Raw genomic sequence first — 26,711 nt, 5'->3', positions numbered from 1 at the left:
AAATTAAATTTTACACTTTAAATACGTTTATCTTCGTGTGATAATATCACAGGCAAATAAAATAGAAAGGTGAATGTTATGGAACAAGAGCTTAAATATAATCGAATTACTACAGTGTTCTTTATCACTGGTATCATTGTAATGTGTAGCTTATATGCAGCTATTCCTATGCTACCCCACATTGCGAAAGATTTCGGCATCTCTAAAGCTACAGCAACTTTGAATGGCGTGGTCTTCTCACTGGCCTATTCAATTAGTTGTTTACTTTATGGTGTCATTTCAGATAAATTTGGTCGTATTAAAATTATCCTTATTGGACTAGTAGGACTCGTTGTAGTTTCACTCGGTATTGGATTTGTAAATTCCTTTGGCTTATTACTAGTTCTTAGAGTATTCCAAGGTATATTCGCAGCGACGTTCTCGCCTGTTTCCTTAGCGTATACGACTGAGATGTATCCCCCTGTTAAACGTGTGACGGCGATTAGTTTCATTAGTACAAGCTTTATGCTCTCAGGTATTATCGGTCAGAACTTAAGTGAAATCCTATCCAATGCTTACGGATGGCGTGTCACTTATATAGTACTCAGTGTACTTTATATCATCTTAACTTTCGTCGTTTCGAAACTTGTTCCGGAAAGTCCATATCGTAACCCAGATATTAAACTTTCACGTTTCATGAGTCACTTTAAAGATATATTCTTATATAAATCAGTCATTGGATGTTTCTTTATTTCATTAACTTTACTCACTAATTTTATCAGTATGTATACTATTCTTAATGACTATATTAAATCTCACTTTGTACATGGTGATTTAACGACGACCTTTGTTGTTAAGTTGTTAGGTATTATTGGCATGATTTTATCGTTATTTGCGGGTCGTATTAGTGACAAGTTGAGTGTCATTTGGGTGATTAAAATTGCGCTTGTAGCCCAAATTATTTCACTCATCGGTTTAGGTATTACTTCCAACATTGTTATCATTACTTTCTTTAGTATCGTATTTGTCGCAGGTGTTGCATTCTGTATTCCATCTGTGATCTCTAAAGTGGGTATGCTTGCAGCGACGAACCGCGGTTTTTTCCTATCAGTAAATACCTTTATCTTGTTCCTTGGTACCGCAATCGCACCAGTACTTTCAATCTATTTAGAAAAGCTCACACATTATTTCGTAGCCTTTAGCATTCTCAGTTTAATCGCTTTAGCTGCGTTAATCGTTAGCTTCTTTATTCCGAAAGGTATTAACCCTGATACAGCAAAATAGTAGAATTTATAAATAAGCCTCAATCGTTCGGATATAACACCGCTACGATTGAGGCTTTCTCTATAGAATAGTTATTTATTTTGATTATCTTCACTATCCATTGAATTGTGAAGGACGTTGAGGACGAGAGCACTAACTGGCACAAATGTTTTATTTTTAGTCGATTCAGCGATAACAGAAGTTAAGTCTTTATAAATCGCATCTAACGTACCATTATTTTTATATTCTTTAATTTCACCCCAGTTGTTCGCTGCCCAACTATTACCTGTACTTACTTCAACGATATCGAGTACATCTTCTTCTTCAAGACCATAACTATTACCAAATTTCACAGCTTCTGAAATACCTACCATGTTGATACCTAATAAGAGGTTATTTGCTAATTTAGCTGCTTGCCCTGCTCCGATCTTATCTCCTAAGTCAAAGATATGAGATCCCATCGCTTCAAAGTAAGGTTTGAGTTGTGACTTAGTCTCTTGAGCACCAGATGAGAAGATAGCTAAACTCCCTTTCTCAGCACCAGATAAACTACCACTAACAGGCGCATCAAGAAGATTTAACTTATAATCTGAAACTTTCTTTTCAAGATCTTCCATAATCGTTGGATTGAGCGTACTCATGACTACTACAGTTACATCGTGGTTATTTGCAGACGTGATACCATTGTCTCCGAAGATGACATCTTCTGTTTGTGCTTGATTGCGCACCATCGTAATGACTGCATCATCAACTTGTTCAGTAACTTCTTTTATGGAGTCACAACCTTGAATGCCCTCTTTTGCTAATTCATTAATTTTATCTTTATCAAGGTCATATGCCAGAACTTGGAAGCCAGATTTTTGTAAATTCTTTGCCATTCCAGCCCCCATATTTCCTAGACCTACAAAACCGATTTTTTTCATTGTAAACGCCTCCTAATAGTTACTATTTTAACTTTGCATCAAACTATGCGTAAAATATATAATTAGAATTATACTTATGACAAAAAATCATAAATCTATTGAGGAGGTTGCTTATGGATATTCGTCAGCTTAAATATTTTATCGCCGTAGTAGAGAACAAAGGATTTTCAAGAGCAGCTGAGACACTTTATCTATCACAATCGACATTGAGTAAAGTAGTGAAGAGTTTAGAGGATGAATTAGATACGATATTATTAGATCGTTCGAATAAACAAATTGAATTGACTGAATCTGGCAACATTGTCTATCAACAAGGTATTCAAGTCTTACATTCTTTAGATAACATCACCAATCAACTTTTTGACATTGAGAATCTGAAACAAGGTCATATTCATATCGGCCTTCCACCTATTTCAGGTACACTCTACTTTCCTGAAATTATTAAAACTTTTACAGACCTATATCCGAGAATCGATCTTCAAATTTATGAAGCAGGTGCATATAAGGTTAAAAACGCCTTGCTTGATGGCACGGTAGATATTGTTGTTTCGATGGAGCTTGAAAGTGAAGCGAACCTTGATGTTATTCCGCTCATCAATGACCCACTCGTAGTGTATGTAAATCAAGATCATCCATTGGCTCGCCAATCTTCAGTAACATTGACTGATCTTAAAAATGAATCATTTATTGTGCTAACGTCAGACTATGAATTACGTAAAAAGTTGATATACGAATGCTATAAATCTAACTTTAAACCTTCAATACAACTAGAAAGTGCACAATGGGACTTCATACTGTCAATGGTCAATGAAGGTTTCGGAATCGCCGTTATGCCTTATTCATTGAGTTCACTACTCAACTTTGAAAAAATCACTACAATTCCTATTGAGAATGATGAAATGACGATGGATATTAACTTTGTTGTTAAAAGTCACAAACCGCTATCAACACCTTTAAAAGCGTTTATAGAATATACCAAAGAACATATACAAACTATGAAATTTAGTAATACTTAGTATTATTATTATGAACTTTTAGAATATAAGATCTCGTATTACAATTGCATTAGAGTTTCGATATAGGAGGTCTTAACGATGGAACAAAGTCGTAGCGAAATCGGACAAAAAATTATGGATGATTTAACAGCAAGCGATAATGAGAATATCCCTACTCATGCTAACATCGAAGAAGAACTTGGTGATGTTGCACCCGGTTTAGGAGATTTAGTCAAAGAATTCGCGTTTGGAGATATTTATTCACGTGAAGGGCTTGATTACAAACAACGCGCAATCAGTACTATTTCTGCTCTTGTCACATTAGGTACTGAACCGCAATTAGAATTACACATTAATGTTGCGTTAACTGTGGGGTTAATACCACAAGAAATTTCAGAAACTATTATGCACTTACTTCCATATGTTGGTTTTCCACGTGTGCTAAATGCACTTCAATTAGTGAAAAAAGTTTACAAAGAACGTAACGTCGACTACTATACTCAACCTGAAAAATAATAATTGTCACAAAGCACCCGATAGCAAAACTTTACCCTTTGGGAGTGAGACAGAAATCTACCTGATTTCGTCGTCTCACCCCCCGCTAGGCTGACTAGTATTTGAGAAAGCGCAAGCTATCTCAAATACAGACAGCTACTGCGTAATTGCTTAATTAGAACTATCAGTAGCCTTAAGGTTCCGTATCATCCATTGGTACGGAACCTTAGCTATATCCCCCACATCTTAGCCAAAATAAAAAATCTTGAGCCCAAAAGTAAGCTCAAGATTCTATAAATGAACGATTTAACTTCCATATCACGTTAGCTTGTCCAAAGTGCACCGAGTTCTTTAAATGACATTATACCTGTGACTATCGTGATAATCACGGCAATGATACCGAGTATCATCATCCATTTCGGATGGCGATAATCACCTACGATAGACTTACGTGTACTTGCGACAAGAATTGTACCTAATGTAATTGGAAGTACTAAGCCGTTTAAAGCACCAGCAATGATTAATAATTTAACTGGTTTTCCGATGAATAAGAAGATTAAAGTTGAAACAACGATAAATGTAATAACGATTAAGTTGTTACGTTCAAATAACTTCTTGTGCATCGTCTTTAAGAATGTCGCACTTGTATATGCTGAACCAATCACGGATGACATCGCTGCTGCGAATAATACGATACCAAAGATATTTCTACCGATAGGTCCTAAGACTTTTTCAAAAACAGAGGCTGGTGGGTTATCTTGACTTAAAGTAAAGCCTGTTACAACTACACCCAGCACTGCTAAGAAGAGTAAAGCACGAAGCACACCTGTCGTTAAGATACCTGAAATCGCTGCTCGGTTAACGAATGGTAAATAATCTTTACCTTTAATTCCTGAATCCAGGATACGGTGTGCACCGGCAAAGGTAATATAACCCCCTACTGTACCACCTACGAGCGTGATGATTGGCAATACGAGTGCTACAGGATGTTCTGGCCACACCATATGTGCTGCTGCATCTGCATATGGCGGATTGGCTTTAAACATAACGACTGCAACTACGATAATCATCAGTGCACCGAGCACCATTGATACAACGTCCATCACTTTCTGACCATTCTTTGAAATAAAGATGGCGATAGATAGAACTGCTGTAATTGCAGCGCCCCATTTCACATCAAGTCCAAAGATGGCATTTAACCCTAGTCCAGCTCCGGCTATATTACCAATATTGAAAGCAAGTCCCCCTATAGCGATCAATATTGAAATGAAAGTCCCTAAACCACCTACGACATCATTGGCAATTTCTTGGCCACGTTTACCTGTAACAACAAGAATACGCCATATGTTCACTTGTGCTGCAATGTCGATAAGTATGGATAGCAATATGGCAAAGGCAAAGCTTGCTGCAAACTGACCTGTAAATACTGCAGTTTGCGTCAAGAATGCCGGTCCAATAGCTGATGTTGCCATCAAGAAGACTGAACCTAATAATAGCCTCTTGTGACCCTTTGTGAATTGAAAATCATTTGTTTGAAGTTTCTTCTTCCCCATGTGTTAACCCCCTAGTTGTGTAATGGAAACACCTTCTTTGTTTAATGTCTCACGAATGTTACGTACAAACTCTAATGCATTTGCGCCATCGCCGTGTACACAGATTGTGTCCGCTTTCAAATCAATCACTTTGCCTGTCTTAGTTACGACTTGTTGGTCTTTAACCATCTTCAAGACTTGATTGATTGCTTCATCTTTATCTGTGAGTACAGCATCCGGCTCTTTACGACTTACAAGCTGTCCATCTTCTTCGTATCGACGGTCAGCAAAGACTTCTGAAGCAGCTGTTAAACTAACTTTTTCAGCTTCAGAAATCAATAGCGTGTTAGATAAACCAACATAAATCAGTTCTGGATCGAAATCATACACTGCTTGTGCAATTGCATGCGCGATATCTTTGTCACGCGCACCCATTTGATAAAGTGCACCATGTGGTTTTACATGATTGATACGCGTGTCGTGAATCTGACAAAAGCTATTGAGTGCACCTAGCTGATAAGTCACAATGTTGTAGATTTCGTCAGGAGAAATATCCATATTGCGACGACCGAAGCCTTGTAAATCAGGTAGACCTGGATGGGCCCCAATACCGATATTAGATTCCTTCGCTAACTTCACTGTTTCGTGCATAACGTTCCAGTCCCCAGCATGGAAACCGCATGCCACGTTAGCAGAAGTGATTAATGGAATGATATCATTGTCTCCACCAAAGCTATAATTACCAAATGCTTCTCCTAAGTCGCAGTTTAAATCGATCTTCATTCTTAAGCCCCCTTGATAATCTTATGACGTTCTAAGAATTTAATATCTACATCGCTTGCATCTCCGTCTGCATAGGCAGGATAAGAGAGTACAGCATATAAGAAATCAGCAGTTGTTGAGAAACCATCAATGACCATTTCATCTAACGTACATTTCAACTTATTGATTGCAAGTGCACGTGTTGGTGCTTTGACGATCACTTTAGCTACAAGTGAATCGTAGTATGGTGAAACCATGTAACCTTGATAAAGTAGTGAGTCTACACGTACGTTAAATCCTTGTGGTAAATGTAAGGCTTGTACTTTACCCGGTGTCGGCTGGAAGTGTTTTTCAGGATCTTCCGCATTGATACGTGCTTCTATCACGTGTCCGTCAAAGATAATATCATCTTGCGTATATGGTAGATGGTTATGTTGCATCAAGTAGAGTTGCGCTGCTAACAAGTCTCTTCCAGCACGCATTTCCGTTACGGTATGTTCTACTTGAATACGAGCGTTCATTTCGATGAAATAATACGCATCATCTGTAACAAGGAATTCAATTGTACCCGCACTGCGATAGTGAGATGCTTTCGCAACCTTAACAGCATCGTCACAGATACGTTGACGCTTCTCATCAGTCAATGAAGAACATGGTGATTCCTCGATTAATTTTTGGTTTTTACGTTGGACTGAACAGTCACGTTCCCCAAGGTGAATGTAGTTATCTTTACCATCACCGAGGATTTGCACTTCCACGTGTTTCGCTACAGGTATAAAGGCTTCTACATAAATACGATCATCATCGAAGTATTTTTTACCTTCACTTTTAGCTTCTTTAAAAGATTTATCTAACATCTCTGGCTCTTTGACGATACGGATACCTTTACCGCCACCACCACTCGCTGCTTTCAACACGAGTGGATAACCAATTTCTTTAGCAATTTCCTTTACTTCATCAACTGATTCGACTGCATCAGTTGAACCTGGAATGATAGGTACACCCGCTTGATCTACAGTTTGGCGTGCGGTAATCTTATCACCCATCATTTGCATCGTTTCTTTCGTTGGACCGATAAAGTAAATATCATTCTCTTCGACTTTATGGGCAAATGACGGACTTTCTGATAAGAAACCATATCCTGGATGAATCGCATTAGCTCCAGTCATTTCTGCGGCTGAGATAATACGATCTTGGTTTAAGTAACTATCAAGTGCATTGGCTTCACCGACACATACTGCTTGATCGGCTAAGCTAACATGCAGACTTGATTCATCTCCCTTAGCGTAGATAGCTACAGTTTCGATACCGAGTTCACGACATGCGCGAATGATACGAACTGCGATTTCTCCTCTGTTTGCAATTAAACAACGATACAATGCAATGCCCCCCTTTGCGTTGATTATTTCACTCTTATTATTGGTTGATCATATTCAACATTTGAACCATGTTCGACGAGAATATCAGTCACTTCACCGTCAACGTCGCTTGTTACTTCGTTCATTACTTTCATAGCTTCAATATAGCCAATTACATCGCCAGATTTAACTTGGTCACCAACTTTGATGATTGGATCAGTGAGCTCTTTCTCTTCTTGTAAATAGAAAGTACCTACCATTTGTGCTTTAACTTCTTGACCCTCTGAATCATCGCTAGCACTTTGGTCTTCATTTGATGATTGAGATTGAGCAGAGTCAGCAGTACCTTGTGGCATACTTGCTGGCATGCTCGCTACTGGTGCATTCTCTTCAGTGAAGTCAAGTTCGATTTCATGTTCGTAATCTTTATATTTAAATTTCTTTAATTCATTTTCCTTAACTAATTTGATTAATTGCTCGATATTTTCAAAATTCATTATGCTTCCCCTTTCAATAATGCATTTAGACGTTTTGAAGTAGAGCGTAACTGTTGTATTTGATAAACAGGTGTACGTTCTATTTCCTGTAAAGCTTCTTGTAGTGCCTCATCAAGCTGTTGTAAACTGTCGATGGCTTCTTCCACCGTTACCCATTCGAAACGAATTGTTTCGCCAGGTTGTTTCTGAGCTAGAATAGATAAATCAGCTTGTGTTACTGTGGCAATCTTAGTGTATCCCCCCACAGTTTGTTTGTCGTTCAACAGTATGATAGGGTTCCCATCATTTGGCACTTGCACACTACCTAAAGCTACAGGCTCTGAAATAATATCTGCAGATTCTTCTGGTGGAATTTCACTACCTCTTAGACGGTAGCCCATACGGTCTGATTGTTCAGAAATTTGATATTCACCTGAAGTCATCGCGTTCACTGCCTCCGATGAGAATCGGTCGAATTGCGGACCTTTAACGATGTGAATGGTTGTTTCATCTGTATTCACGAGTTGTACATCTGTACTGAGTCCTACGCGATATTTTGCTTCATCGTTTGGAATCGTTTGGATGCGATCTTGCGCTTTTAAAGTACGACCCTCAAATCCGCCAATATGACTACGAGTATGTGTAGATTGACTGTTAGCTACTACTGGAATATCTAATGGACAACCGAAGAAGATATATCCTCTAGCTCCTTGCTTGGCAGCACCAAGTTTAAGTTCGTCGCCCTTCTCAGCTTTATAAACAGATTGCATCTCGATCGGTTCGCCATTCAGCTCACTGCCGAACTCGCCACCTGTCACCACAAAGGTATTTGGAGTGGTAAAACGAATCGTCGGACCGATCACAGTGAATTCAATCGCTGGTCCATCGTTACCAATCAGTTTCTGTCCGAGCTGATAACTTATAAGGTCTAAAGCTCCAGCTGTTGAAAATCCTTGATCTTGAAATCCATAGCGCCCTTGATCTTGAACTGTCGTAAAGAGACCTGGATTATTAATTAGAATACTCATTGTCTTTAGACACCCACTTTCTCATATCGAAAGAATCAGATTCTTGTTCGTCAATGATTTGGTCATATTGTTCTTCAGATATAGCATAGAACTTAATGTAATCACCTGGTTGATAGAGACACATCGGTTCGCGTGTTAAATCAAAGACTTTGATTGGTGTACGACCGATAATTTGCCAGCCACCTGGGGATTCACTTGGGTAAAGTCCTGTTTGTTGATTAGCTATTCCTACTGAACCTTCTGGTAAACGCGTTCTCGGTTCAGAACGGCGTGGTGTATGAAGACGCTCATCTAAACCACCAAGGAACGGGAAGCCTGGCATAAACCCAAGCATATAGATGAGATAAGGTTGACTACTATGAATATCGATGACTTCTTCTGTATCGAGATTATTAGTAGATGCTACCTCATCGATGTCTGGTCCGGCTTCTCCAGCGTAAAGTACTGGAATGTAGACCGTCTTCGTCTCGATATCTTGACCAGCAAAGTCTTTGGCGTCTAACTCATCTAGTTTAAGCTCTTCTACTAATGATTGAGGTGTCATCTTCTCAATATCTATATTGATTAGAATAGCACGGTAAGAAGGTACGATTTCTGTAATACCTTCTACGTTCAGATTATGTATGTATTGAACAACTTGTTGCATTTGCTTAAATATATCTTCACTAATTCGTTCTTCTAAGTAAATCATAAGTGCTTGTTCGTTGATGATCTGATAATTCATGATGGATTAACCTCCTTCAATGCACATTAAGTAAACGCTTACTTAAGCAATACACTTTATTATACCATTTCAATAGCGATGTTGTTTAATAAAGAAATTTTATCAACATTTATAATGTATATTTAACCAATAGGATTTAAGGCTTACAAGTTTAATTATTTTAGCCCTTTTTCATTTTTCTATTTTGCTAAAAGTAAGACGAGCGTATGGATGAACGCGATAGTTCTTAATTTCACTTTCTCACTATGAATTAAACGCTATTGATTAGTTATAACTCTAAATTTACCAAATTCAGAGTTTTTCGACTAGAATTATTTTTACCATAAAATAGAAAAACTTCCCAAACGGAGACGAATTCGTTTGGGAAGTACGCTGAAATATCGAATTATTTAATGTCTACAATCTTAACGTTCATTTCTGCACCATTTGGTAGAGACACACGAACTTCATCGTTAAGATGTTTACCAATCAAGCTTTGAGCCATTGGTGATTCGTTAGAAATCTTGCCGTTGAAAGCGTCTGATTCTGCAGAACCAACGATTTGATAACTTTCTTCTTCATCACCTGGTAGTTCAACGAATGTAACGGTCTTACCGATTTGAACGACATTATTGTCACCCGTATCTTCAATGATTAAAGCATTACGAATCATATTCTCGATACGTTGGATATCTTGTTCGATGAAACCTTGCTCGTCTTTCGCTGCATCATACTCAGAGTTCTCAGAAAGGTCACCGAAAGAACGCGCCACTTTAATCTTTTCTACAACTTCTGGGCGTTTAACTGTCTTTAATTCTTCTAATTCTTTTTCAAGTTTGTCATAACCTTCTTGGGTCATAGGATATTGTTTTTGGTTTTCCATATTGTCATCTTCCTTTTCTAACTGTTCTATTGTTTACGTATAAGTGATTTAATCTTAGTTGTTAAAATATCAATGGCAACTTTATTACTGCCACCTTCAGGAATAATTAAATCAGCATATTTCTTAGTTGGTTCAATAAATTGATTGTGCATTGAGCGTACGACATTTAAATATTGTGTAATTACAGATTCCATCGTCCGCCCACGTTCAGCTGTGTCACGCATCAATCTTCGGAGAATGCGCAAATCAGCGTCAGTATCTACGTATACTTTAACATCCATCATCTCACGTAATGTTTGATTTTCCAAAGCAAAGATACCTTCAACAATAATCACATCTTTGGGTTCAAATGTGATTGTAACATCACTTCGAGTATGATTTGTGTAATCATACGTAGGTATCTCTACTGTTTGACCGTCCTTTAGAGATTGTAGATTACTGATTAGTAAATCGTTATCAAACGCGAATGGATGGTCGTAGTTCGTTTCTAAACGCTCTTCAAAGCTTAAATGAGATTGATCTTTATAATAATAATCTTGAGCGATGAGTGCGATACTATATCCTTCAAGTAAGGACATGATTTCACTCGTTACACTTGTCTTACCAGAACCTGATCCACCGGCTATACCTATAATCGTTGTGCCACTCATCGTTTGAGTTCCTTTCTCATCATATTATTTTTATAAAGTGGATGGTCTACTTTGATTTGAACGATTTGAAGTGGATGACGAGCGGCATCAAGTTCATTGCCTTCTTCGTCATATATCGCGTCAACCACTTGTCTAAAGGTATCAATTTCAGGTCCGAAGAATTCGATTTCTTGACCTGGTTTAAAATGATTACGTTGTTGAATGGTCGCAATATGAGAGTCTTCGTCATAATCTAAGACCAGACCACAGAAATCATATGCCGCTTTCTTATTCTGCTCTGCACCAAACATTTGCTCTTCGTAACCAGGTGTACCTTCGAAAAAGGCTGGCGCAGTATCACGGTTCGCACATTTATCTAGCTCAATCAACCATTCAGGTTGAATTTGGAAATGTTCTGGATCAGCTGCGTAGGCATCTATCACTTTACGATAGACGGAAACGACTGTCGCGATATAGTGAATCGACTTCATGCGCCCTTCTATTTTTAAAGAGTCTATACCTATATCCATCATATTAGGGATTGATTCTATCAGTTTCAAGTCTTTCGGACTCATCGCAAATGGTGTGACGTCACCGTCTTTATAGAGTAAATCTAACTCACCGTCGTCTTCGATTTGTAAAAGGTCATAATCCCAACGACAACTTTGACAACAACCACCACGGTTTGAGTCACGGGCAGTCATGTGGTTGCTCAATGTACAGCGTCCAGAATAAGCGATACACATAGCACCATGGATAAAGGCTTCAATTTCGATATCGACTTTATCTTTCATTTCGCGCATTTCTTCTGCGCCAGTTTCACGCGCTAATACGACACGATCTAAACCTTCTTCTTTCCAGAATTCGACAGCCTTATAGTTAGATAATGATTGTTGCGTCGAAAGATGGATTTCTAAACGAGGCGCTACCTTTTTACACGTTTCAATAACAAGTGGATCAGCCACGATGATACCTGTCGCACCTGTGGCTTCTAAAGCTGACAGATAGTCATCTAAACCTTCCATATTCTCATCATGTGCAATAATATTCGTTGTTACATAAATCTTTGCACCGTAACGTTTCACGAACTCAACGCCCTCTTGAAATTCTGCCATTGTGAAATTATCGGCGTTTGAGCGTAGTCCATATTCTTGGCCACCTAGAAAGACTGCATCGGCACCATAATGCACTGCGATCTTTAATTTCTCAAGATTACCTGCTGGTGCAAGCAATTCAGGTTTCTTCATGCGAGGCTTAGCATCAGGTTGCACTTCTTCTAATACTTTCACAGCATGCATCCTCCTTTAATAAACAGTTTGTTTGAATAAGAATCCTTCATCGAATGGGCGATGATCAGGTTGAATGTCTTCAATAGGGTCAACGAGCATAAATTTCTCATCTTCATAGGCTTCAGGATCTTCGTTAAATAAATCGATAGCTTCACGATATTGTTCAGTACATACGTTAATATATTCTTCTGTATGTAACAGGCCATCTATTTTAATCGCATCGATGCCTGCCTCTAATAATGGATCTAATTCTTCGATTAGACACATATCATTTGGCGACATGATATGGGTACCATTGTAATCTTCATAGACAGGATATAAATTATCACGTTCTTCATCATAAAGTAATAAATCTTTATCATCGTTCTGACGTTGGATCTTCATTTGACGGTCTTGGAATGTATAGTAATTGCCGAGTAACATACGTTTAGATTGGAACATACAAGTCATACCATGAACTTGTACTTCAATTTCAACATTCGCATGTTCTTTAATATTGAGCATTTCCTCTAAATTAAGTTCACGCGCTAAGACAGCACGTTTCGCACCCTTTTCTCCCCAATAATTACATTGGAAATAGTTCGTTACAAGGGTCTCGGCATCCCAATTCAATGGGATGGGATCTTCTTGTTGCTTCACATACATCACAACTGCCGGATCACCGAAAATGATGCGATCTACTCTAACTTCATGAAGAAATGAGATGTAATCTTCTAACGCGCGTAGATGATAGTTATGGAATATACCATTCACTGCCACGTAGGCTTTTTTACCATGTTCATGAATTAATTGAACGGCCTCAACGAGCTGATCACGATTAAACTCGCCTGCTAAACGTAAGCCGAATTTCTGTTCTCCTATTACAAAGGCATCTGCGCCCTTCTCTATCAATGTTTCAATGTGTGAAATGGACTTGGGTGTGACCAGTAATTCAGTCATTTCAATTCTCCTTTTTTACGGAAATCGCTATTCCGTCATCAATATTAAGAAAGTTTGTCTCATATCGTGGATGTTGAACCAGCCAATCGTTGTATTTCTGCAGCTTCTTCACCATTTGTCTTACATTTCGAGAATGTACCACGTCGATGTCGGCAACGAAATCGTGATAAAGAATATTATCAGTGATCACAACCCCGCCAAGCTTCAGCAATGGCTCATAGGTTTCGAAGAAGCGTTGCGTTTGAGCTTTCGCTGCATCGATAAATATAACATCAAATGTCTTATCTTTAAGCGTTTCAAATTGTTCGCGTGCATCTCCTTTAATCATCGTTATCTGTTGTTGATAACCGAAATGTTCAATATTTTGCGAAGCGCGCGCTTGCATCTCTGTATCACGCTCAATCGTCGTAATATGTATATCGGATGACACAGAGGCAAATTGCATTGCACTATAACCGATAGCAGTACCAAGCTCTAATATGTGTCGAGGTTGTTTGAGTCTCAACACTTGCTTAATCGCTTCTAAGCTCATCTTGTCGACAATAGGGACGCGATTCTCTTCGGCATATGTACGCAAACTTTCTATATCATTATTATTATGCTGCATTAATTCTAAGAGATATTCTTGATTCTTGTCCATATCGTCTCTCCCTTAGTTACTCCTCTATAGTTTAGGACGGCGTACGCATTACGCCAGCCTTTTGACTTTTTAAAATGGTGTTGAATTTAACTCAACACATTCTACCACATTTTAATAAAAATATTAAGTCTCTGTTCTTCTCTCGCGGTCGAAGTTATCTCTAATATCAAGTGATTCAAATGAGCGCTGCAGATTAGCTCAACCAGTGAGCTCAGAATGATAACAGAAAATAGCCCTAGCACCTACTTATGTGTCAATGACATAAGCTCACAGCTAGGACTATTTCGCACTTCATCGAATGATAGTACTAGAAGAATATGATTATTCTTCGTCGTTCATTTCAGTATTTACGATTTCTTCAATCATGTCCCATTCTTCATCAGATTCGACTGGTAAGAATTTGCCACCTTCACCATCTTCATCTGGTTCGTTAATCATTGGAACAAGTTCAACCATATCGTCATCATCTGACTCAGCACCTTCTTCAGCGAGGATGACATATTCTTTCTTGAATTCTGGGTGATAGAACTCAAGTACTTTGCGGTAAAGTACTTCGTTGCCCTCTTCATCGTAAAGTGTTAATAACTCTTCATTATTATTTACGTGTAATTCAGCTTCATTATGCTCTGCCATGATTATGCTCCTTTGTTATTGTATAGAATCCAAGTAGCCTTGCAGAATAAATACTGCGGCCATCTTATCAATCACTTTTTTTCGTTTCTGTCTAGAGAGATCAGCTTCTAATAAAGAGCGTTCCGCTGCCATTGTGCTTAAGCGTTCATCCCAAGTCTTGATTTCAAGATCAGGGCGTCTTTCTTGCAACATCTCTTTGTAGTGTAACGAAGCTTCACCTCTAAATCCAATTGAATTATTCATATTCTTAGGGAGACCGATGATGACGGTCCCCACTTTTTCTTTATCAATAATGTCTACTAACTTTTCAATACCTAAATCGCCATTCTCTTCGTCTATGCGGAGTGTATCTAATCCTTGGGCAGTCCAACCCATCAAGTCGCTAATAGCTACACCTACTGTCTTACTTCCTACGTCTAAACCAATAATCTTATGCTTGAGCATCGTTAAACTTCTGAGTGCGCTTTAAGATAGTTTGATACGAGTTCTTCCATAATATCGTCGCGGTCGATGCGGCGAATCTGATTTCTCGCTTCATTGTGACGTGGAATATAAGCAGGATCTCCAGATAAGAGATAACCTACGATTTGATTTACAGGATTGTAACCACGTTCTTCAAGAGTGGTATAGACATTCTGTAGCACGGACTTGACATCTTCTTTCGGGATATCATCATAACTAAATTTCATCGTTTTGTCGAAGTTTTCCATTTTAAGACACGCCTCCCAGTTAGTATAGAATTGAACACACTCTCATTCTACACTACTCAGATGTTGAGTTATAGAGATTTAATATAATTTTTAATAAAACGTAAAGATTCTGTTATGTTCTCAGGTTCGCTGCCGCCACCTTGAGCCATATCAGGACGGCCGCCACCTTTACCACCTACAACAGGTGCCATTTCTTTGATGATATCGCCAGCTTTCACTTGATCTGTTAATGATTTAGGCACTGTAGCAATTAATGATACTTTACCGTTCACATTGCTGACTAAAATGATAATCGTATCTTGTAATTTAGATTTAAAGTCATCCATCGTTTCGCGAATCGCTTTAGGATTAGGTACTTCGACTTCAGTAGCTAACACTTTAAAACCATTGATGTCTTCTACTTGTTCAGTGATATCGCCCATCTTCAATGAAGTGATTTCTTTGTTGAGTTGATCTACGCGTTTATTTAATGATTTTTCTTCGTCGATTAATTGCGTTACTTTATTTACGACTTGGTCATCTGACTTCGCTTTTACTTGACCTTTAATCGTATTGAATTGAGATTGAATGTCCTCTAAATACAAGAATGCTGCTTGACCTGTGAGCGCTTCGATACGGCGTACACCTGCACCTGTACCTGATTCACTTACGATTTTAAACAAGCCGATTTCAGCAGTGTTAGAAACGTGAATACCGCCACAAAGTTCAATAGAGAATGGTGCCATGTTGACAACACGCACGATATCGCCGTATTTTTCACCGAAGAGCGCCATTGCACCCATTTCTTTCGCTTCTTCAATTGGCATTTCTTGAATACTTACTTCAATACTATTCCAAATTTCTTCGTTCACACGACGTTCAACTTGTTCTATCTCTTCTTCTTTCATCGGTCCGAAGTGAGAGAAGTCGAAACGCATGCGGTCTGGAGCAACGAGTGAACCTGCTTGGTTAACATGGTCGCCTAGCACTTCTTTTAAGGCTGCATGAAGTAAGTGAGTCGCACTATGGTTCTTCTGAATTGCACGACGTTCTTTATGATTAACTGATGCTGAAACTTCAGCTCCGGATTTAACCGTACCGAATTGGACTTCACCAGTGTGTAAGTTCTGTCCATTTGGTGCTTTAATCACTTCAGTGACTTGAATTTCGAAATTCTCATTACTAATCGTACCGTGATCAGCTACTTGACCCCCGCTCACAGCATAGAAAGGCGTTTCTGCGAGGATGAAGTAGATAGTGTCACCCGCTTCTGCCTCTTCCACTCGTTCACCATTTGCTATGATATCCGTAATGGTTGTGACTTTATCCATCACATCGTAACCTACGAAAGTGCTGTCAGTCGTAATATTCTTCAATACTTCACTTTGTACTTGCATAGACTCTGAAGATTGACGAGCTTGACGTGCACGTTCACGTTGCTTACTCATTTCAGTTTCGAAGCCAGCCATATCCACAGAGAGATCTTCCTGTGCAGCCATCTCTTCTGTTAACTCAACTGGGAAACCATAGGTATCATACAGTTTGAATGCATCTTCCCCACTAATTTCATTCGTCTGGCCTTTCGCTTTAGAAATGAGATTGTTAAGGATAGACATACCTTCTTCCAATGTTTCGTGGAAACGTTGTTCTTCTGATTTCACTACACGTTTGATAAAATCAGCTTTCTCTTTCACGTTTGGATAGTAAGGTTCCATAATGTCTGCCACGATATCCACTAAGCGATACATAAATGGTTCATGAATATCTAGTGATTGGCTGAAACGTACAGCACGACGTAACAGACGACGCAATACGTATCCACGACCTTCATTAGCAGGTAATGCACCATCAGCAATCGCAAATGAGATGGTTCTAATGTGATCAGCGATAACTTTAAATGCAACATCGTAGTCATCTTGAGTTAAGTATTTTTTATCAGAAATAGACTCTACTTCATGAATAATTGGCATAAATAAATCTGTTTCATAGTTTGTGCGGACATCTTGTGAAATAGAGGCCATACGCTCTAGACCCATTCCAGTATCAATGTTTTGGTTAGGAAGTGGTGTATACGTATGGTCTTTATTGTGATTGAACTCACTAAATACGAGGTTCCATACTTCTAAGTAACGTTCATTCTCACCACCTGGATACATTTCCTCAGATCGATCATCTTGACCATAATCTTCGCCGCGATCATAGAAGATCTCTGTATTCGGTCCAGATGGTCCTTCACCAATATCCCAGAAGTTACCTTCGATACGGATAATACGGCTTTCTTCTAAGCCGATATCTTCATTCCATAAACGGTACGCTTCTGTATCTTCAGGATGGATCGTTACATAAAGTCGCTCTGGCTCCATACCCATCCAGTTATCACTTGTTAGAAATTCCCATGCAAATTCAATTGCTTCTTTTTTGAAATAATCACCGATAGAGAAGTTCCCGAGCATTTCGAAGAACGTATGGTGACGTGCTGTAAAACCAACATTCTCGATATCATTTGTGCGAATCGCTTTTTGAGAGTTCACGATACGTGGTTTACGTGGGATTTCACGACCATCAAAGTATTTTTTTAACGTTGCGACACCAGAGTTAATCCATAGCAATGAATCATCATCGATTGGGATCAGTGGCGCAGACGGTTCGACCATATGGTCATGTTCTTTAAAGAAATCTATAAATTTCTGACGTATTTCACTCGCTTTTAAATGCTTCATATTCAATCCTCCATTTTACTCTAATCATCTTTAAGATTATAGATAATACCGCTTCAACCCATAATATTTCTCTTAGCACGAAAAAAACGCTCATCCACAAGGGACGAACGTTTCGCGGTACCACCCTAGTTATAAATTGACGATTCGCTAGCTATCATAACTCAACAGTCAATTTATCACTCAATAATCGTTATTCATTCTGACATAAAGTAGCGTTCAAACATGTTAGCTGTATCTCTCACCCAACGACACATCTCTGTATGCCTAACATGATTTACTCGTCTTTATGAATTTAATACTATTGTATTGGCTTTCGACTTTAAAGTCAATCACTGTTTCACGAAATCGTAAGGTGTAACTTGGCCCATGTTAATCATCGGATCGATTTTATAGATCGTTTCTTCGGTAAGTACGATAGATGATGAGTCTTTCTGAGAAGGTTCAGCCTCTTCTTGCGTGGAACCTGCTACTGCGCTTTCTGACGCTGATTGTGGTGATTGATCTGGAACGACTGATTTGTTCTCATCCGTTTCTGTAGTGATATTAAAGTACGATTGCACGATGTGGCGCAGTTGGGTCAACCGTGTTTGTCCTTGAGTAGTCAATCCAATATGGAAAGCTTCAGGGTCTCCTAATAGCACAAGAGATTGTTTCGCACGTGTAAGTCCAGTATAAAGGATTGGACGTTGTAACATGCGATAATACTGTTTCACCATAGGCATGATGACGATAGGAAATTCAGAGCCTTGCGATTTATGAATCGAAGTGCAGTATGCATGTGTAAGCTCTAAGAAATCTTGTTTCGTAAAGATAATTTCGTTACCTTCAAAATCGACGATGATAATGTCTTTATCGAGTTCGTTCTCTTTCGCCCAGAAGACACCAACGATGACGCCGATATCACCATTGAAGATATTATCGTTAGGTCGATTGACTAACTGCAAGACCTTATCTCCTTTACGGAAACTAACGTCCCCGAACGCGATTTCACGTTTATCTTCAGATTTCGGATTAAGAATGTCTTGTAGCACAGCATTTAATCTACGAATTCCTGCTGAGCCTTTATACATCGGTGCGAGCACTTGAATGTCACTCATATCATAACCTTTACGTACAGCACTTTGCGCGACTTTCTCAACGATATTTGGAATTTGATCCGTACCACATTGGATAAAATTACGGTCATGAAACTTCTGCGTTATATCGATTTGTTGACCTAATTTGATACGGTGCGCCAACTCAATGATACTTGAGCCATCTTGTTGACGGTAAACCTCTGTTAGATTCACGCGAGGTATTGCTTGAGAATCTATAAGATCTTTAAATACTTGGCCAGGTCCTACTGACGGAAGCTGATCTTCATCACCCACGAAAATGATTTGCGCATCGAGTGGCACAGCATCCATAAACTGATGGAATAACCATGTATCCACCATCGACATTTCATCAATGATGATTAAGCTCGCATTGATCTCATTATCTAGAATGTCTTCAGGCTGTGTATCTTGATTCCATCCTATCAAGCGGTGAATCGTCATCGCTTCAAGTTGCGTTGCTTCAGCAAGGCGTTTCGATGCTCGACCTGTTGGCGCAGCTAGAACGATAGGATAATCATCTTCTTGATAGTCATCATAGTCTAATGACAGATCATGAATCTCTGCATAAAGCTCAACTATTCCTTTAATAACCGTCGTCTTACCTGTCCCTGGTCCACCAGTGAGTAACATCACTTTAGAATTGATTGCTGTTTCTAGCGCTTCCTTTTGAGATTTCGCATAACTCACGCCTTGGCGTTCTTCAATTTCACCAATGTGCATTTGTAAATCCGATTGTTCAAAGTGTTCGATCTTTTGCGTATAAGTGTAATTTCGGTAAAGGTTTTGGCTACTTTTAAGCTCAGAATAGTATAAGCTCGGTACAGCTAATTCCTCTTCCTGTTGAATCATTTTATTTTCTTCAACGAGTTCTTGAACCATTTTACTAATGTGGTCGGAAGTAATTTCGGCCTCTTGAGGATCAGTCAACATATCTATCGCTTCGTCGTAAACCCTTGTCTTAGGCAAATATGTATGACCTTGCTTGATACAAGATTCCTCCAGCACGTAGAGAATTCCTGCTTTGAGACGCTCATCATCGTCGTAAGCGATACCCATCTTACGTGCGAGTGTATCTGCTTTGTTAAAACCAATCCCTTTAACGTCATATACCAGACGATAGGGTTCTTTCTCTATGATTGTTAATGTTTCATCTAAGTAAGTTTGATAAATCGTCATAGCAAGTTTAGGTCCAAAGCCTAAATCATGTAAGCGCACGATAATACGTTCTGTTTCTTGATTAGCTTGAATTTGTTCAGCAATCTGTTTGCGTTTCTTCTTAGATAAGCCTGAAACCTTATCTAAGACTGAAGCATCGTCAAGAATATCAGTAATGGCTGTTTCACCTAACGTATTAACGATATTCTGTGCGGTCTTTTTACCTACACCTTTAAACAATTCACTAGAAAGATAGCTTACGATGGCCTCTTTCGTTTGTGGCAACTCTTTCTCAAAGGTATCTGCTTTGAGTTGCTTACCATACTTGGGATGAGAGACGAATTGCCCCTTAAAGGTATAAACATCACCCTCGACGATATCCGGGAAGAAGCCGACGACAGTAGCGAGATCATCTAAATCTTCATTCGTCTCAATCGTTTCCACTTTCAATACTGTATAGAAATTGTCCTTATTCTGAAATAAGATTGCGTCAATCGTGCCTTTAAGCATCGAATAGTTAAATAAAGTATCGTCAGCCATTCAAGTCGCCTCCTTTCTCTTTAAAGTTGTTCAAAGGTTTGTAGTGCGTGTTGACTCATGTGATGTTCAGGATTGATGTCAACTGCACGTTGGAAGTAATCCATAGCGAGCGCTTTATCTTCAGTGAGCATATATTGTGCGAGTCCAAGATTGTAAAGCGCATCAACATGTTTCTCGTCTAATTCAAGCACGTGTTGGAGTTGAGTGACCGCTTGCTCGTACAATTCTAAGTGACAGAGGACGAGTCCATATTGAAACTGAACTTCAACATCTCCTTCGTTATCTAATTCAGCTGCACGCATGAGATATGGCATTGCTTCCTTATGTGCGCCAAGCTGATTAAATGACATACCAATCATATAGTTTGTATCGACTTGATGTACCTCAGGAGATTGAAGCGCTTGTTGATATAACTTAATCGCTTCGTTAAAACGCCCTTCGTTGTAGTAAACATTAGCAAGATTGTAAAATACTGCAGCATTCTCAGGGTCAAGTACGAGAGCACGCTGGAAGAATTTTTCTGCTTTCTCTACTTCGCCAGCTTCAGCGATGAGAATACCAGCATTGATGTAGTTCTCTATTTCTTTAGGATTACGTTCGATATTATTAAATAGCGCTTGTAAAGCTTGTTCTATTTCACCTTTTTTAATAAGTTCATATATCTTTTCTTGTTCCACAAACACTACCTCATTTCATTACGTCTTTTGTTCTATTCTACAATAACAATTTCATAAAAAGAAAGGGAGAGAAGCACAGAAATCTTCGATTTCGTCGTGCTTCCTCCGCAAGGTTGAGTAGACGGGTCTAGGGCAAATTAAAACTTACTAATTTTCAATGTTAAAACTCTCGCTTGCTTATGGGACCACACTCAACTAATTCTTTTCGCTCAAAGAGTTCGAAGAATGGATTTTCGTTGTGGTCTAGTTCCATCAAGCGTCTCGAGTACACATTGAAAATTTACTCAAGAATTTATTTTAAGCTTGCTTTTTATTTATCTCAGAAGTTAAATTCCATTAATATCCCATACTCAGACAGTTACTGCGCTATTACTATTTTAGGACTTAGTCTATGTTTTACGTACTCGTATATGTAAGAAGTTCACATCAAAATTGCACAGAAACCTCTGATCTAGTAGTGCTTCCGCCGCAATGCAAAGATTAAGGTTCGAAAAAGTATCATTACCTTTTCGAACCCAACTTTTAAAAATATTTAGTACGTATGAAACTTTAACTTCTTAAACTACATAATCTAACTGCCCACTATTTTTATAAACATCATCAATAGTAGCACCGCCGAGACAAACTTCACCGTCGTACAATACTACTGCTTGTCCAGGTGTAATTGCACGCACAGGTTGGTCGAAAGTCACGCGAATACTGTCATCAGATTCACGTTGTACAAAGACCCCTGTATCTTTCTGACGATATCTAAACTTAGCAGTACAGTGGAAGCCGTTCTCAAGGTCGACTGGATTGACGAAAGACACGTCAGAAGCGATGAGATAATCACTGTAAAGCGCATCGTTATCAAAACTTTGGCCGACATATAACACATTGTCTTCTAAGTTCTTACCAACAACGAACCATGGATCGCCGTCTCCGCCAATACCTAAACCATGACGTTGACCGATGGTGTAATACATTAATCCAGAATGTTGACCTTTCACTTCGCCATCGAGTGTTTGCATTTCACCTGATTGAGCTGGCAAGTAATTAGATAGGAATTCTTTGAAATTACGTTCTCCGATAAAGCAAATTCCTGTAGAATCTTTTTTCTTTGCAGTAGCTAAGTTCTGTTCTTCAGCAATTTCGCGTACTTTAGATTTCTCAATATCACCGATTGGGAACATTACGTTTGCCAACTGCTCTTGAGAAAGTTGGTTTAAGAAATACGTTTGATCTTTATTATTATCTACACCACGAAGCATTTCTACATGACCGTCATCATGACGTCGTATACGGGCATAATGACCTGTAGCCACATAATCAGCACCTAAGTTTAATGCATGTTCAAGGAAAGCTTTAAACTTAATTTCTTTATTACACATCACATCTGGATTCGGTGTACGTCCTTTTTTGTATTCATCTAAGAAATACGTGAAGACTTTATCCCAATATTGTTGTTCAAAGTTCACTGCGTAATAAGGGATACCAATTTGGTTACATACGGCGATGACATCGTTGTAATCTTCTGTAGCTGTACACACGCCATTTTCATCTGTGTCATCCCAGTTTTTCATAAAAATACCGATGACATCATAGCCTTGTTCTTTGAGTAAGTAGGCCGTCACGGAGCTATCGACACCGCCTGACATCCCTACGACTACTCTAATATCGCTGTTGTCCAACTAGACTTCCTCCTTTTTAAACTTATGATAAATCTTGTGAAGTTCTGCTACGACTTGTTTAATTTCACGTTCGGTCGTCATTTCGCTAAAACTGAATCGGATAGAGTGGAATGCGCGTTCTTTATCATACATAGCTGAGATGACATGGGAAGGATCAGTTGAACCTGCAGTACAAGCTGAACCTGAAGAAACATAAATGTTCGCTAAATCTAATAATGTGAGCAATGTTTCTACATCAATAAATGGGAAGTATAAATTGACGATGTGCCCTGTTGTTTCAACCATAGAACCATTGAGCTCAAATGGAATCGTACGATCTTGTAAAGCAACTAAAAATTGATTTTTTAAATTCATCAAATGTAGATTATTGTCATCTAATTCGTCCGTAGCCGTCTTTAATGCTTCACTGAGTCCGACAATTTGTGGAATATTCTCCGTACCTGCACGACGTTTAACTTCTTGTTCCCCGCCGAGTTGGCTAAACTGAATGTCCGTGCCATTTTTAACTAATAAAGCGCCTACGCCCTTAGGTCCACCAAACTTATGAGCAGTTAAACTCATCGTATCGATGTCTAGCTCGTGAAAGTCGACGGGTAAATGCCCTATCGCTTGTACAGCATCCACATGGAAATAAATATCTCTGTCTTGAAGTAAATGGTCAATATCAAACATTGGCTGAACCGTTCCTACTTCGTTGTTTATAAACATGATTGATACGAGAATCGTCTCTTCAGTTAAAGCAGATTCAAGTTGTTCTAAATCAACAAGGCCTTCTTCATTTACGTCTAAATACGTGACCTTGAATCCTTCTTTCTCGAGTTGTTCAAACACATGCAGAACAGAATGGTGTTCAATCTTCGTTGTAATAAGATGATTCCCTTTATGTCGGTTCACATAAGCGAGCCCTTTGATTGCAGTATTATTAGATTCAGTGGCACCACTTGTAAAGATGACCTCGTTAGGTTGTGCGCCTAACTTCTCCGCTACTGTACGACGTGCGTCATCTAAATACTTACGTGCATCTCTACCTATATTATGGATAGAAGACGGATTACCATAATGATTCTGATAAATATCCATCATCGCTTCAACAACATTTGGCTTTACTGGCGTTGTAGCAGCGTAATCAAGATAAATTCCCATGTTTAAGACACTCCAATCTATATTCTTAACGCTACTATAATAGCACCTCTATAATTAAATTTCTACCGGCCTGTTTTAGTCATTATTGTAATATCTACCGTGTGTATAGGTAAAATGCTCTAACTTGAGCAAGTTAATATCTGAGTTATTGGGGAATTGTTAAAATATGTGTATGCATTTAAATGAGGAGGATATCAATTGAAAAATATGAAACTATCCGCTTTAAACTTAGTGCCTATTCGTCAAGGTCAAACAGATCGCGACGCAATTAATGATATGGTGTCTCTAGGCCAACATCTTGAATCGCTTAATTATGAACGCTATTGGATTGCTGAACACCACAATGCACCTAATCTTGTCAGTTCAGCGACAGCATTACTGATTCAACATATTCTAGAACATACATCTTCAATGCGTGTAGGTTCTGGCGGTATCATGTTACCTAACCATGCCCCACTCATCGTAGCGGAACAATTTGGTACGATGGAGACGATGTTCCCAGACCGCGTCGACTTAGGACTAGGCCGTGCACCGGGAACAGATATGATGACAGCGAGCGCATTACGTCGTGATCAGCACAACGGCGTGTACGAATTCCCTGAAGAAGTCGAACAGTTAGAAACGTATTTCGGACCTGCGAATCAACAAGCGTATGTTAGAGCTTATCCTGCTGTAGGTAAAAATGTGCCATTATATATTCTAGGTTCATCTACAGACTCTGCACATCTTGCAGCGCGTAAAAGTTTACCGTATGTCTTCGCGGGACACTTTGCACCACAACAGATGAAAGAAGCAATTGAAATTTATAAAGAGCTCTTTGAACCTTCCGAACATCTCGCAGAACCTTATGTTATTGTATGTCTGAACGCAATCGTTGCAGAAACTGACGAGCGTGCAGAGTACTTAGCTACGACACAAGCACAAACAATGATTAGCATCGTGCGCGGTCGTATGCAACCGGTTCAACCACCTACAGATGATTTACAAGGCTTACTTACGCCGAGAGAGTATGAAATGGCGAAACAACGCTTAGAACAATCACTCATCGGTTCTGAAGAAACGGTTAAACAGAAATTTGAGGAGTTTGAAGCGACTTATGGAGAAGTTGACGAACTTATGGCAGTCAGCTATATCTATGATCAAGAAGCACAACATGAATCGTATGAGCGCTTAATGAATATCTTTAATAGTAAAGATGACAAATAATAGCGTATGTGTAACTGAAACGAAACGGCTTTATTCACTTTAAACACAAAAAACCGTCAATTTCCTGAGTTACGACTCAATAGAAATTGACGGTTTTTTATGTAAGAAGAAGTGATGATAACATCACTTCTTAAAACGTTTAGACGTTTGAAAGATTATTTATCTTTCTTATCTTTTTTGTCGTCTTTTTTATCTTCACCTGTAACGGAATCAATTTTATCGCTTACTTCTTTCGCTTTATCATTGTCCGTTTTCTTTAAAGTGTCTGATACGTTTTTAGCTGCATCTTTGGCTTTATCTAAGAAATTTTCACTCATTATAGATAACTCCTTTCGATTAGTACATTACTTAGTAAATTTATCAATCACTTCAGTTGCTTTATCTTTCGCGTTTTCCACGAATTCTTTAGCTTTGCCTGAAGCTTTATCCTCTTTACCAGAATTCTCTAAGTCTTTGTTGTCTGTAGCGTTACCTACTGTTTCTTTGATGTTGCCTTTAGCTTGTTCGAATTTACTTTCGTCTGCCATTGCGATGTCCTCCTTCGTTGGTGTAATTCTTTTATACCCCTATCTTTAAGATCTAAACATCTCATTTTGTAAAAGATAGGATTTCTTAGTGATTAATTTAGTTCTCATGTGAATTATTAGTTTTGTTTAAGTACTTATCTAGCTACTATTTCTTAAATATAGAACATATAGCCATCTAAATTGTTTGTTTCTTTATACTCTGCTAAATACTTTAATGTTGTGTTATCTAGAACTTCTCTCACGGCATCACGCATACGGATCCACAATTGCTTTTGTGCTGGCGGTTCTGATTCAATGCTTTCAACGAATGTAATCGGACCTTCAAGTAAGCGAATGATATCACCTGCTTTAATTTCTTCTGCAGGGACACGAAGTTGATAGCCGCCTTTCGCTCCTCTCACACTGCGAATTAATCCCGCGTTACGCAATGGTCCGACTAATTGTTCTAGATACAAATCACTTAATTGATTCTCTTCTGCGATAGTTTTTAGAGAAACACAACCTTGGCCTTCTTTCTTAGCAAGGGAAATCATGAGTGTTAATCCATATCTGCCTTTTGTTGATATCTTCATTTTATTACCTCACTTAGTTCGAATACTGTTGCAATCTATTGTATCATCTCAAACGTATTATAACATTTATCAACTGTAAGTGTCTGTTTGTGTTATAAAATAAATAAAAAAATTAAACTGAACTCTAGGTCATACGGTTAATTTTACTCTACATAGCTAAACTTAAAATCATCTTCAACTCCTCTAGA

At 38.7% G+C, this 26,711-nt stretch carries 27 protein-coding genes; 4 read left to right on the top strand and 23 right to left on the bottom strand.

Annotated features, from left to right (window positions below; translation table 11 throughout):
• The first annotated feature begins 78 nt into the window (after positions 1 to 78).
• Complete coding sequence (locus tag HMPREF2802_RS00615; RefSeq protein ID WP_070502435.1) at positions 79 to 1,263, top strand: MFS transporter; 1,185 nt, start codon at positions 79 to 81, stop codon at positions 1,261 to 1,263.
• A gap of 71 nt (positions 1,264 to 1,334) precedes the next feature.
• Here HMPREF2802_RS00615 and HMPREF2802_RS00610 read toward each other — a convergent pair whose 3' ends face one another.
• Positions 1,335 to 2,165 (bottom strand): NAD(P)-dependent oxidoreductase, encoded by an 831-nt coding sequence (locus HMPREF2802_RS00610; protein ID WP_070502434.1) that lies wholly within the window; start codon positions 2,163 to 2,165, stop codon positions 1,335 to 1,337.
• A gap of 113 nt (positions 2,166 to 2,278) precedes the next feature.
• On the opposite strand from HMPREF2802_RS00610, the gene HMPREF2802_RS00605 reads away from it, so the two are divergent.
• Both HMPREF2802_RS00605 and HMPREF2802_RS00600 read left to right on the top strand, forming a co-directional pair.
• Positions 2,279 to 3,181 carry a LysR family transcriptional regulator gene (locus HMPREF2802_RS00605; protein WP_070502433.1) on the top strand — a complete coding sequence of 301 codons (903 nt, stop codon included), beginning with the start codon at positions 2,279 to 2,281 and terminating at the stop codon, positions 3,179 to 3,181.
• Positions 3,182 to 3,259: 78 nt separating this feature from the next.
• Positions 3,260 to 3,676 carry a carboxymuconolactone decarboxylase family protein gene (locus HMPREF2802_RS00600; protein ID WP_070502432.1) on the top strand — a complete coding sequence of 139 codons (417 nt, stop codon included), beginning with the start codon at positions 3,260 to 3,262 and terminating at the stop codon, positions 3,674 to 3,676.
• Between the two features lie 302 nt (positions 3,677 to 3,978).
• Here the strand turns inward: HMPREF2802_RS00600 and HMPREF2802_RS00595 are convergent, their stop codons facing one another.
• From HMPREF2802_RS00595 to HMPREF2802_RS00505, 19 genes are all read right to left on the bottom strand, one after another.
• Positions 3,979 to 5,208, bottom strand: a complete 1,230-nt coding sequence (locus tag HMPREF2802_RS00595) for an NRAMP family divalent metal transporter (protein WP_002471053.1) — start codon at positions 5,206 to 5,208, stop codon at positions 3,979 to 3,981.
• Between the two features lie 3 nt (positions 5,209 to 5,211).
• Positions 5,212 to 5,970 (bottom strand): 5-oxoprolinase subunit PxpA, encoded by a 759-nt coding sequence (gene pxpA / locus HMPREF2802_RS00590; RefSeq protein ID WP_070502431.1) that lies wholly within the window; start codon positions 5,968 to 5,970, stop codon positions 5,212 to 5,214.
• A gap of 2 nt (positions 5,971 to 5,972) precedes the next feature.
• The gene (locus HMPREF2802_RS00585) at positions 5,973 to 7,328 is read right to left on the bottom strand and encodes an acetyl-CoA carboxylase biotin carboxylase subunit (RefSeq protein ID WP_049405586.1); all 1,356 of its coding nucleotides are present in this window, start codon (positions 7,326 to 7,328) and stop codon (positions 5,973 to 5,975) included.
• A gap of 23 nt (positions 7,329 to 7,351) precedes the next feature.
• Entirely contained in the window at positions 7,352 to 7,804 is a 453-nt protein-coding gene (locus tag HMPREF2802_RS00580; RefSeq protein WP_070502430.1) for an acetyl-CoA carboxylase biotin carboxyl carrier protein, read from the bottom strand.
• Positions 7,804 to 8,811 carry a 5-oxoprolinase subunit C family protein gene (locus HMPREF2802_RS00575; RefSeq protein WP_070502429.1) on the bottom strand — a complete coding sequence of 336 codons (1,008 nt, stop codon included), beginning with the start codon at positions 8,809 to 8,811 and terminating at the stop codon, positions 7,804 to 7,806. Before HMPREF2802_RS00575 ends, HMPREF2802_RS00580 begins: the two co-directional genes overlap by 1 nt.
• Positions 8,795 to 9,535, bottom strand: coding sequence for a 5-oxoprolinase subunit PxpB (gene pxpB / locus HMPREF2802_RS00570; RefSeq protein ID WP_002471083.1), 741 nt, complete (start codon positions 9,533 to 9,535; stop codon positions 8,795 to 8,797). Before pxpB ends, HMPREF2802_RS00575 begins: the two co-directional genes overlap by 17 nt.
• Positions 9,536 to 9,920: 385 nt before the next feature.
• Positions 9,921 to 10,397, bottom strand: a complete 477-nt coding sequence (greA, locus tag HMPREF2802_RS00565; RefSeq protein ID WP_070502428.1) for a transcription elongation factor GreA — start codon at positions 10,395 to 10,397, stop codon at positions 9,921 to 9,923.
• Positions 10,398 to 10,423: 26 nt separating this feature from the next.
• On the bottom strand, positions 10,424 to 11,047 hold the full coding sequence (udk, locus tag HMPREF2802_RS00560; RefSeq protein ID WP_070502427.1) for a uridine kinase: 624 nt from the start codon (positions 11,045 to 11,047) through the stop codon (positions 10,424 to 10,426).
• The gene (locus HMPREF2802_RS00555) at positions 11,044 to 12,324 is read right to left on the bottom strand and encodes a peptidase U32 family protein (RefSeq protein WP_371091342.1); all 1,281 of its coding nucleotides are present in this window, start codon (positions 12,322 to 12,324) and stop codon (positions 11,044 to 11,046) included. The genes udk and HMPREF2802_RS00555 overlap by 4 nt, the downstream gene beginning before the upstream one ends.
• 6 nt (positions 12,325 to 12,330) lie before the next feature.
• Positions 12,331 to 13,254, bottom strand: a complete 924-nt coding sequence (locus HMPREF2802_RS00550; RefSeq protein WP_070502426.1) for a peptidase U32 family protein — start codon at positions 13,252 to 13,254, stop codon at positions 12,331 to 12,333.
• A gap of 1 nt (position 13,255) precedes the next feature.
• Complete coding sequence (locus HMPREF2802_RS00545) at positions 13,256 to 13,894, bottom strand: O-methyltransferase (protein WP_070502425.1); 639 nt, start codon at positions 13,892 to 13,894, stop codon at positions 13,256 to 13,258.
• A gap of 321 nt (positions 13,895 to 14,215) precedes the next feature.
• On the bottom strand, positions 14,216 to 14,527 hold the full coding sequence (locus HMPREF2802_RS00540) for a DUF1292 domain-containing protein (RefSeq protein WP_002471066.1): 312 nt from the start codon (positions 14,525 to 14,527) through the stop codon (positions 14,216 to 14,218).
• Between the two features lie 15 nt (positions 14,528 to 14,542).
• Positions 14,543 to 14,971, bottom strand: coding sequence for a Holliday junction resolvase RuvX (ruvX, locus tag HMPREF2802_RS00535; RefSeq protein WP_070502424.1), 429 nt, complete (start codon positions 14,969 to 14,971; stop codon positions 14,543 to 14,545).
• A gap of 2 nt (positions 14,972 to 14,973) precedes the next feature.
• Entirely contained in the window at positions 14,974 to 15,237 is a 264-nt protein-coding gene (locus HMPREF2802_RS00530; protein WP_002471049.1) for an IreB family regulatory phosphoprotein, read from the bottom strand.
• Positions 15,238 to 15,305: 68 nt separating this feature from the next.
• Positions 15,306 to 17,936: an alanine--tRNA ligase gene (gene alaS, locus HMPREF2802_RS00525; protein WP_070502423.1), complete on the bottom strand. Its 2,631-nt coding sequence runs from the start codon at positions 17,934 to 17,936 to the stop codon at positions 15,306 to 15,308.
• A gap of 329 nt (positions 17,937 to 18,265) precedes the next feature.
• Positions 18,266 to 20,728, bottom strand: coding sequence for an SF1B family DNA helicase RecD2 (locus HMPREF2802_RS00520; protein ID WP_070502422.1), 2,463 nt, complete (start codon positions 20,726 to 20,728; stop codon positions 18,266 to 18,268).
• A gap of 20 nt (positions 20,729 to 20,748) precedes the next feature.
• Positions 20,749 to 21,405 carry a tetratricopeptide repeat protein gene (locus tag HMPREF2802_RS00515; protein ID WP_070502421.1) on the bottom strand — a complete coding sequence of 219 codons (657 nt, stop codon included), beginning with the start codon at positions 21,403 to 21,405 and terminating at the stop codon, positions 20,749 to 20,751.
• A gap of 557 nt (positions 21,406 to 21,962) precedes the next feature.
• Positions 21,963 to 23,075, bottom strand: coding sequence for a tRNA 2-thiouridine(34) synthase MnmA (gene mnmA / locus HMPREF2802_RS00510; RefSeq protein ID WP_049405562.1), 1,113 nt, complete (start codon positions 23,073 to 23,075; stop codon positions 21,963 to 21,965).
• The gene (locus tag HMPREF2802_RS00505; protein ID WP_070502420.1) at positions 23,076 to 24,218 is read right to left on the bottom strand and encodes a cysteine desulfurase family protein; all 1,143 of its coding nucleotides are present in this window, start codon (positions 24,216 to 24,218) and stop codon (positions 23,076 to 23,078) included.
• A gap of 207 nt (positions 24,219 to 24,425) precedes the next feature.
• Here HMPREF2802_RS00505 and HMPREF2802_RS00500 point away from each other — a divergent pair, with 207 nt between their 5' ends.
• Positions 24,426 to 25,424, top strand: a complete 999-nt coding sequence (locus tag HMPREF2802_RS00500; protein WP_176744762.1) for an LLM class flavin-dependent oxidoreductase — start codon at positions 24,426 to 24,428, stop codon at positions 25,422 to 25,424.
• A 155-nt stretch (positions 25,425 to 25,579) separates the two neighbouring features.
• Here HMPREF2802_RS00500 and HMPREF2802_RS12080 read toward each other — a convergent pair whose 3' ends face one another.
• The 3 genes from HMPREF2802_RS12080 to cymR form a co-directional block, all read right to left on the bottom strand.
• Positions 25,580 to 25,741, bottom strand: a complete 162-nt coding sequence (locus HMPREF2802_RS12080) for a hypothetical protein (RefSeq protein WP_002470877.1) — start codon at positions 25,739 to 25,741, stop codon at positions 25,580 to 25,582.
• Positions 25,742 to 25,768: 27 nt separating this feature from the next.
• Complete coding sequence (locus HMPREF2802_RS00495; protein WP_002470875.1) at positions 25,769 to 25,951, bottom strand: CsbD family protein; 183 nt, start codon at positions 25,949 to 25,951, stop codon at positions 25,769 to 25,771.
• A 152-nt stretch (positions 25,952 to 26,103) separates the two neighbouring features.
• Complete coding sequence (gene cymR, locus HMPREF2802_RS00490; RefSeq protein WP_002470874.1) at positions 26,104 to 26,523, bottom strand: cysteine metabolism transcriptional regulator CymR; 420 nt, start codon at positions 26,521 to 26,523, stop codon at positions 26,104 to 26,106.
• Positions 26,524 to 26,711 lie beyond the last annotated feature (188 nt).

The organism is Staphylococcus sp. HMSC071G07 (assembly GCF_001811435.1).
In the GTDB taxonomy this organism is placed as follows: Bacteria; Bacillota; Bacilli; order Staphylococcales; family Staphylococcaceae; genus Staphylococcus; species Staphylococcus pettenkoferi.
This window is presented reverse-complemented; position numbering and strand designations above follow the sequence as displayed.

Excerpts from the sequence above, each read along its gene's own strand:
- greA (WP_070502428.1), bottom strand. The coding sequence starts at position 10,397 with ATGGAAAACCAAAAACAATATCCTATGACCCAAGAAGGTTATGACAAA.
- HMPREF2802_RS00575 (WP_070502429.1), bottom strand. The coding sequence starts at position 8,811 with ATGAGTATTCTAATTAATAATCCAGGTCTCTTTACGACAGTTCAAGAT.
- HMPREF2802_RS00540 (WP_002471066.1), bottom strand. The coding sequence starts at position 14,527 with ATGGCAGAGCATAATGAAGCTGAATTACACGTAAATAATAATGAAGAG.
- HMPREF2802_RS00555 (WP_371091342.1), bottom strand. The coding sequence starts at position 12,324 with ATGCATGCTGTGAAAGTATTAGAAGAAGTGCAACCTGATGCTAAGCCT.
- HMPREF2802_RS00595 (WP_002471053.1), bottom strand. The coding sequence starts at position 5,208 with ATGGGGAAGAAGAAACTTCAAACAAATGATTTTCAATTCACAAAGGGT.
- ruvX (WP_070502424.1), bottom strand. The coding sequence starts at position 14,971 with ATGCTCAAGCATAAGATTATTGGTTTAGACGTAGGAAGTAAGACAGTA.
- HMPREF2802_RS00580 (WP_070502430.1), bottom strand. The coding sequence starts at position 7,804 with ATGAATTTTGAAAATATCGAGCAATTAATCAAATTAGTTAAGGAAAAT.
- pxpA (WP_070502431.1), bottom strand. The coding sequence starts at position 5,970 with ATGAAGATCGATTTAAACTGCGACTTAGGAGAAGCATTTGGTAATTAT.
- HMPREF2802_RS00615 (WP_070502435.1), top strand. The coding sequence starts at position 79 with ATGGAACAAGAGCTTAAATATAATCGAATTACTACAGTGTTCTTTATC.
- HMPREF2802_RS00610 (WP_070502434.1), bottom strand. The coding sequence starts at position 2,165 with ATGAAAAAAATCGGTTTTGTAGGTCTAGGAAATATGGGGGCTGGAATG.
- HMPREF2802_RS00530 (WP_002471049.1), bottom strand. The coding sequence starts at position 15,237 with ATGGAAAACTTCGACAAAACGATGAAATTTAGTTATGATGATATCCCG.
- alaS (WP_070502423.1), bottom strand. The coding sequence starts at position 17,936 with ATGAAGCATTTAAAAGCGAGTGAAATACGTCAGAAATTTATAGATTTC.
- HMPREF2802_RS00605 (WP_070502433.1), top strand. The coding sequence starts at position 2,279 with ATGGATATTCGTCAGCTTAAATATTTTATCGCCGTAGTAGAGAACAAA.
- HMPREF2802_RS00545 (WP_070502425.1), bottom strand. The coding sequence starts at position 13,894 with ATGGACAAGAATCAAGAATATCTCTTAGAATTAATGCAGCATAATAAT.
- HMPREF2802_RS00550 (WP_070502426.1), bottom strand. The coding sequence starts at position 13,254 with ATGACTGAATTACTGGTCACACCCAAGTCCATTTCACACATTGAAACA.
- HMPREF2802_RS00500 (WP_176744762.1), top strand. The coding sequence starts at position 24,426 with ATGAAACTATCCGCTTTAAACTTAGTGCCTATTCGTCAAGGTCAAACA.
- HMPREF2802_RS12080 (WP_002470877.1), bottom strand. The coding sequence starts at position 25,741 with ATGAGTGAAAATTTCTTAGATAAAGCCAAAGATGCAGCTAAAAACGTA.
- udk (WP_070502427.1), bottom strand. The coding sequence starts at position 11,047 with ATGAGTGGCACAACGATTATAGGTATAGCCGGTGGATCAGGTTCTGGT.
- pxpB (WP_002471083.1), bottom strand. The coding sequence starts at position 9,535 with ATGAATTATCAGATCATCAACGAACAAGCACTTATGATTTACTTAGAA.
- HMPREF2802_RS00505 (WP_070502420.1), bottom strand. The coding sequence starts at position 24,218 with ATGGGAATTTATCTTGATTACGCTGCTACAACGCCAGTAAAGCCAAAT.
- cymR (WP_002470874.1), bottom strand. The coding sequence starts at position 26,523 with ATGAAGATATCAACAAAAGGCAGATATGGATTAACACTCATGATTTCC.
- HMPREF2802_RS00495 (WP_002470875.1), bottom strand. The coding sequence starts at position 25,951 with ATGGCAGACGAAAGTAAATTCGAACAAGCTAAAGGCAACATCAAAGAA.
- HMPREF2802_RS00520 (WP_070502422.1), bottom strand. The coding sequence starts at position 20,728 with ATGGCTGACGATACTTTATTTAACTATTCGATGCTTAAAGGCACGATT.
- HMPREF2802_RS00600 (WP_070502432.1), top strand. The coding sequence starts at position 3,260 with ATGGAACAAAGTCGTAGCGAAATCGGACAAAAAATTATGGATGATTTA.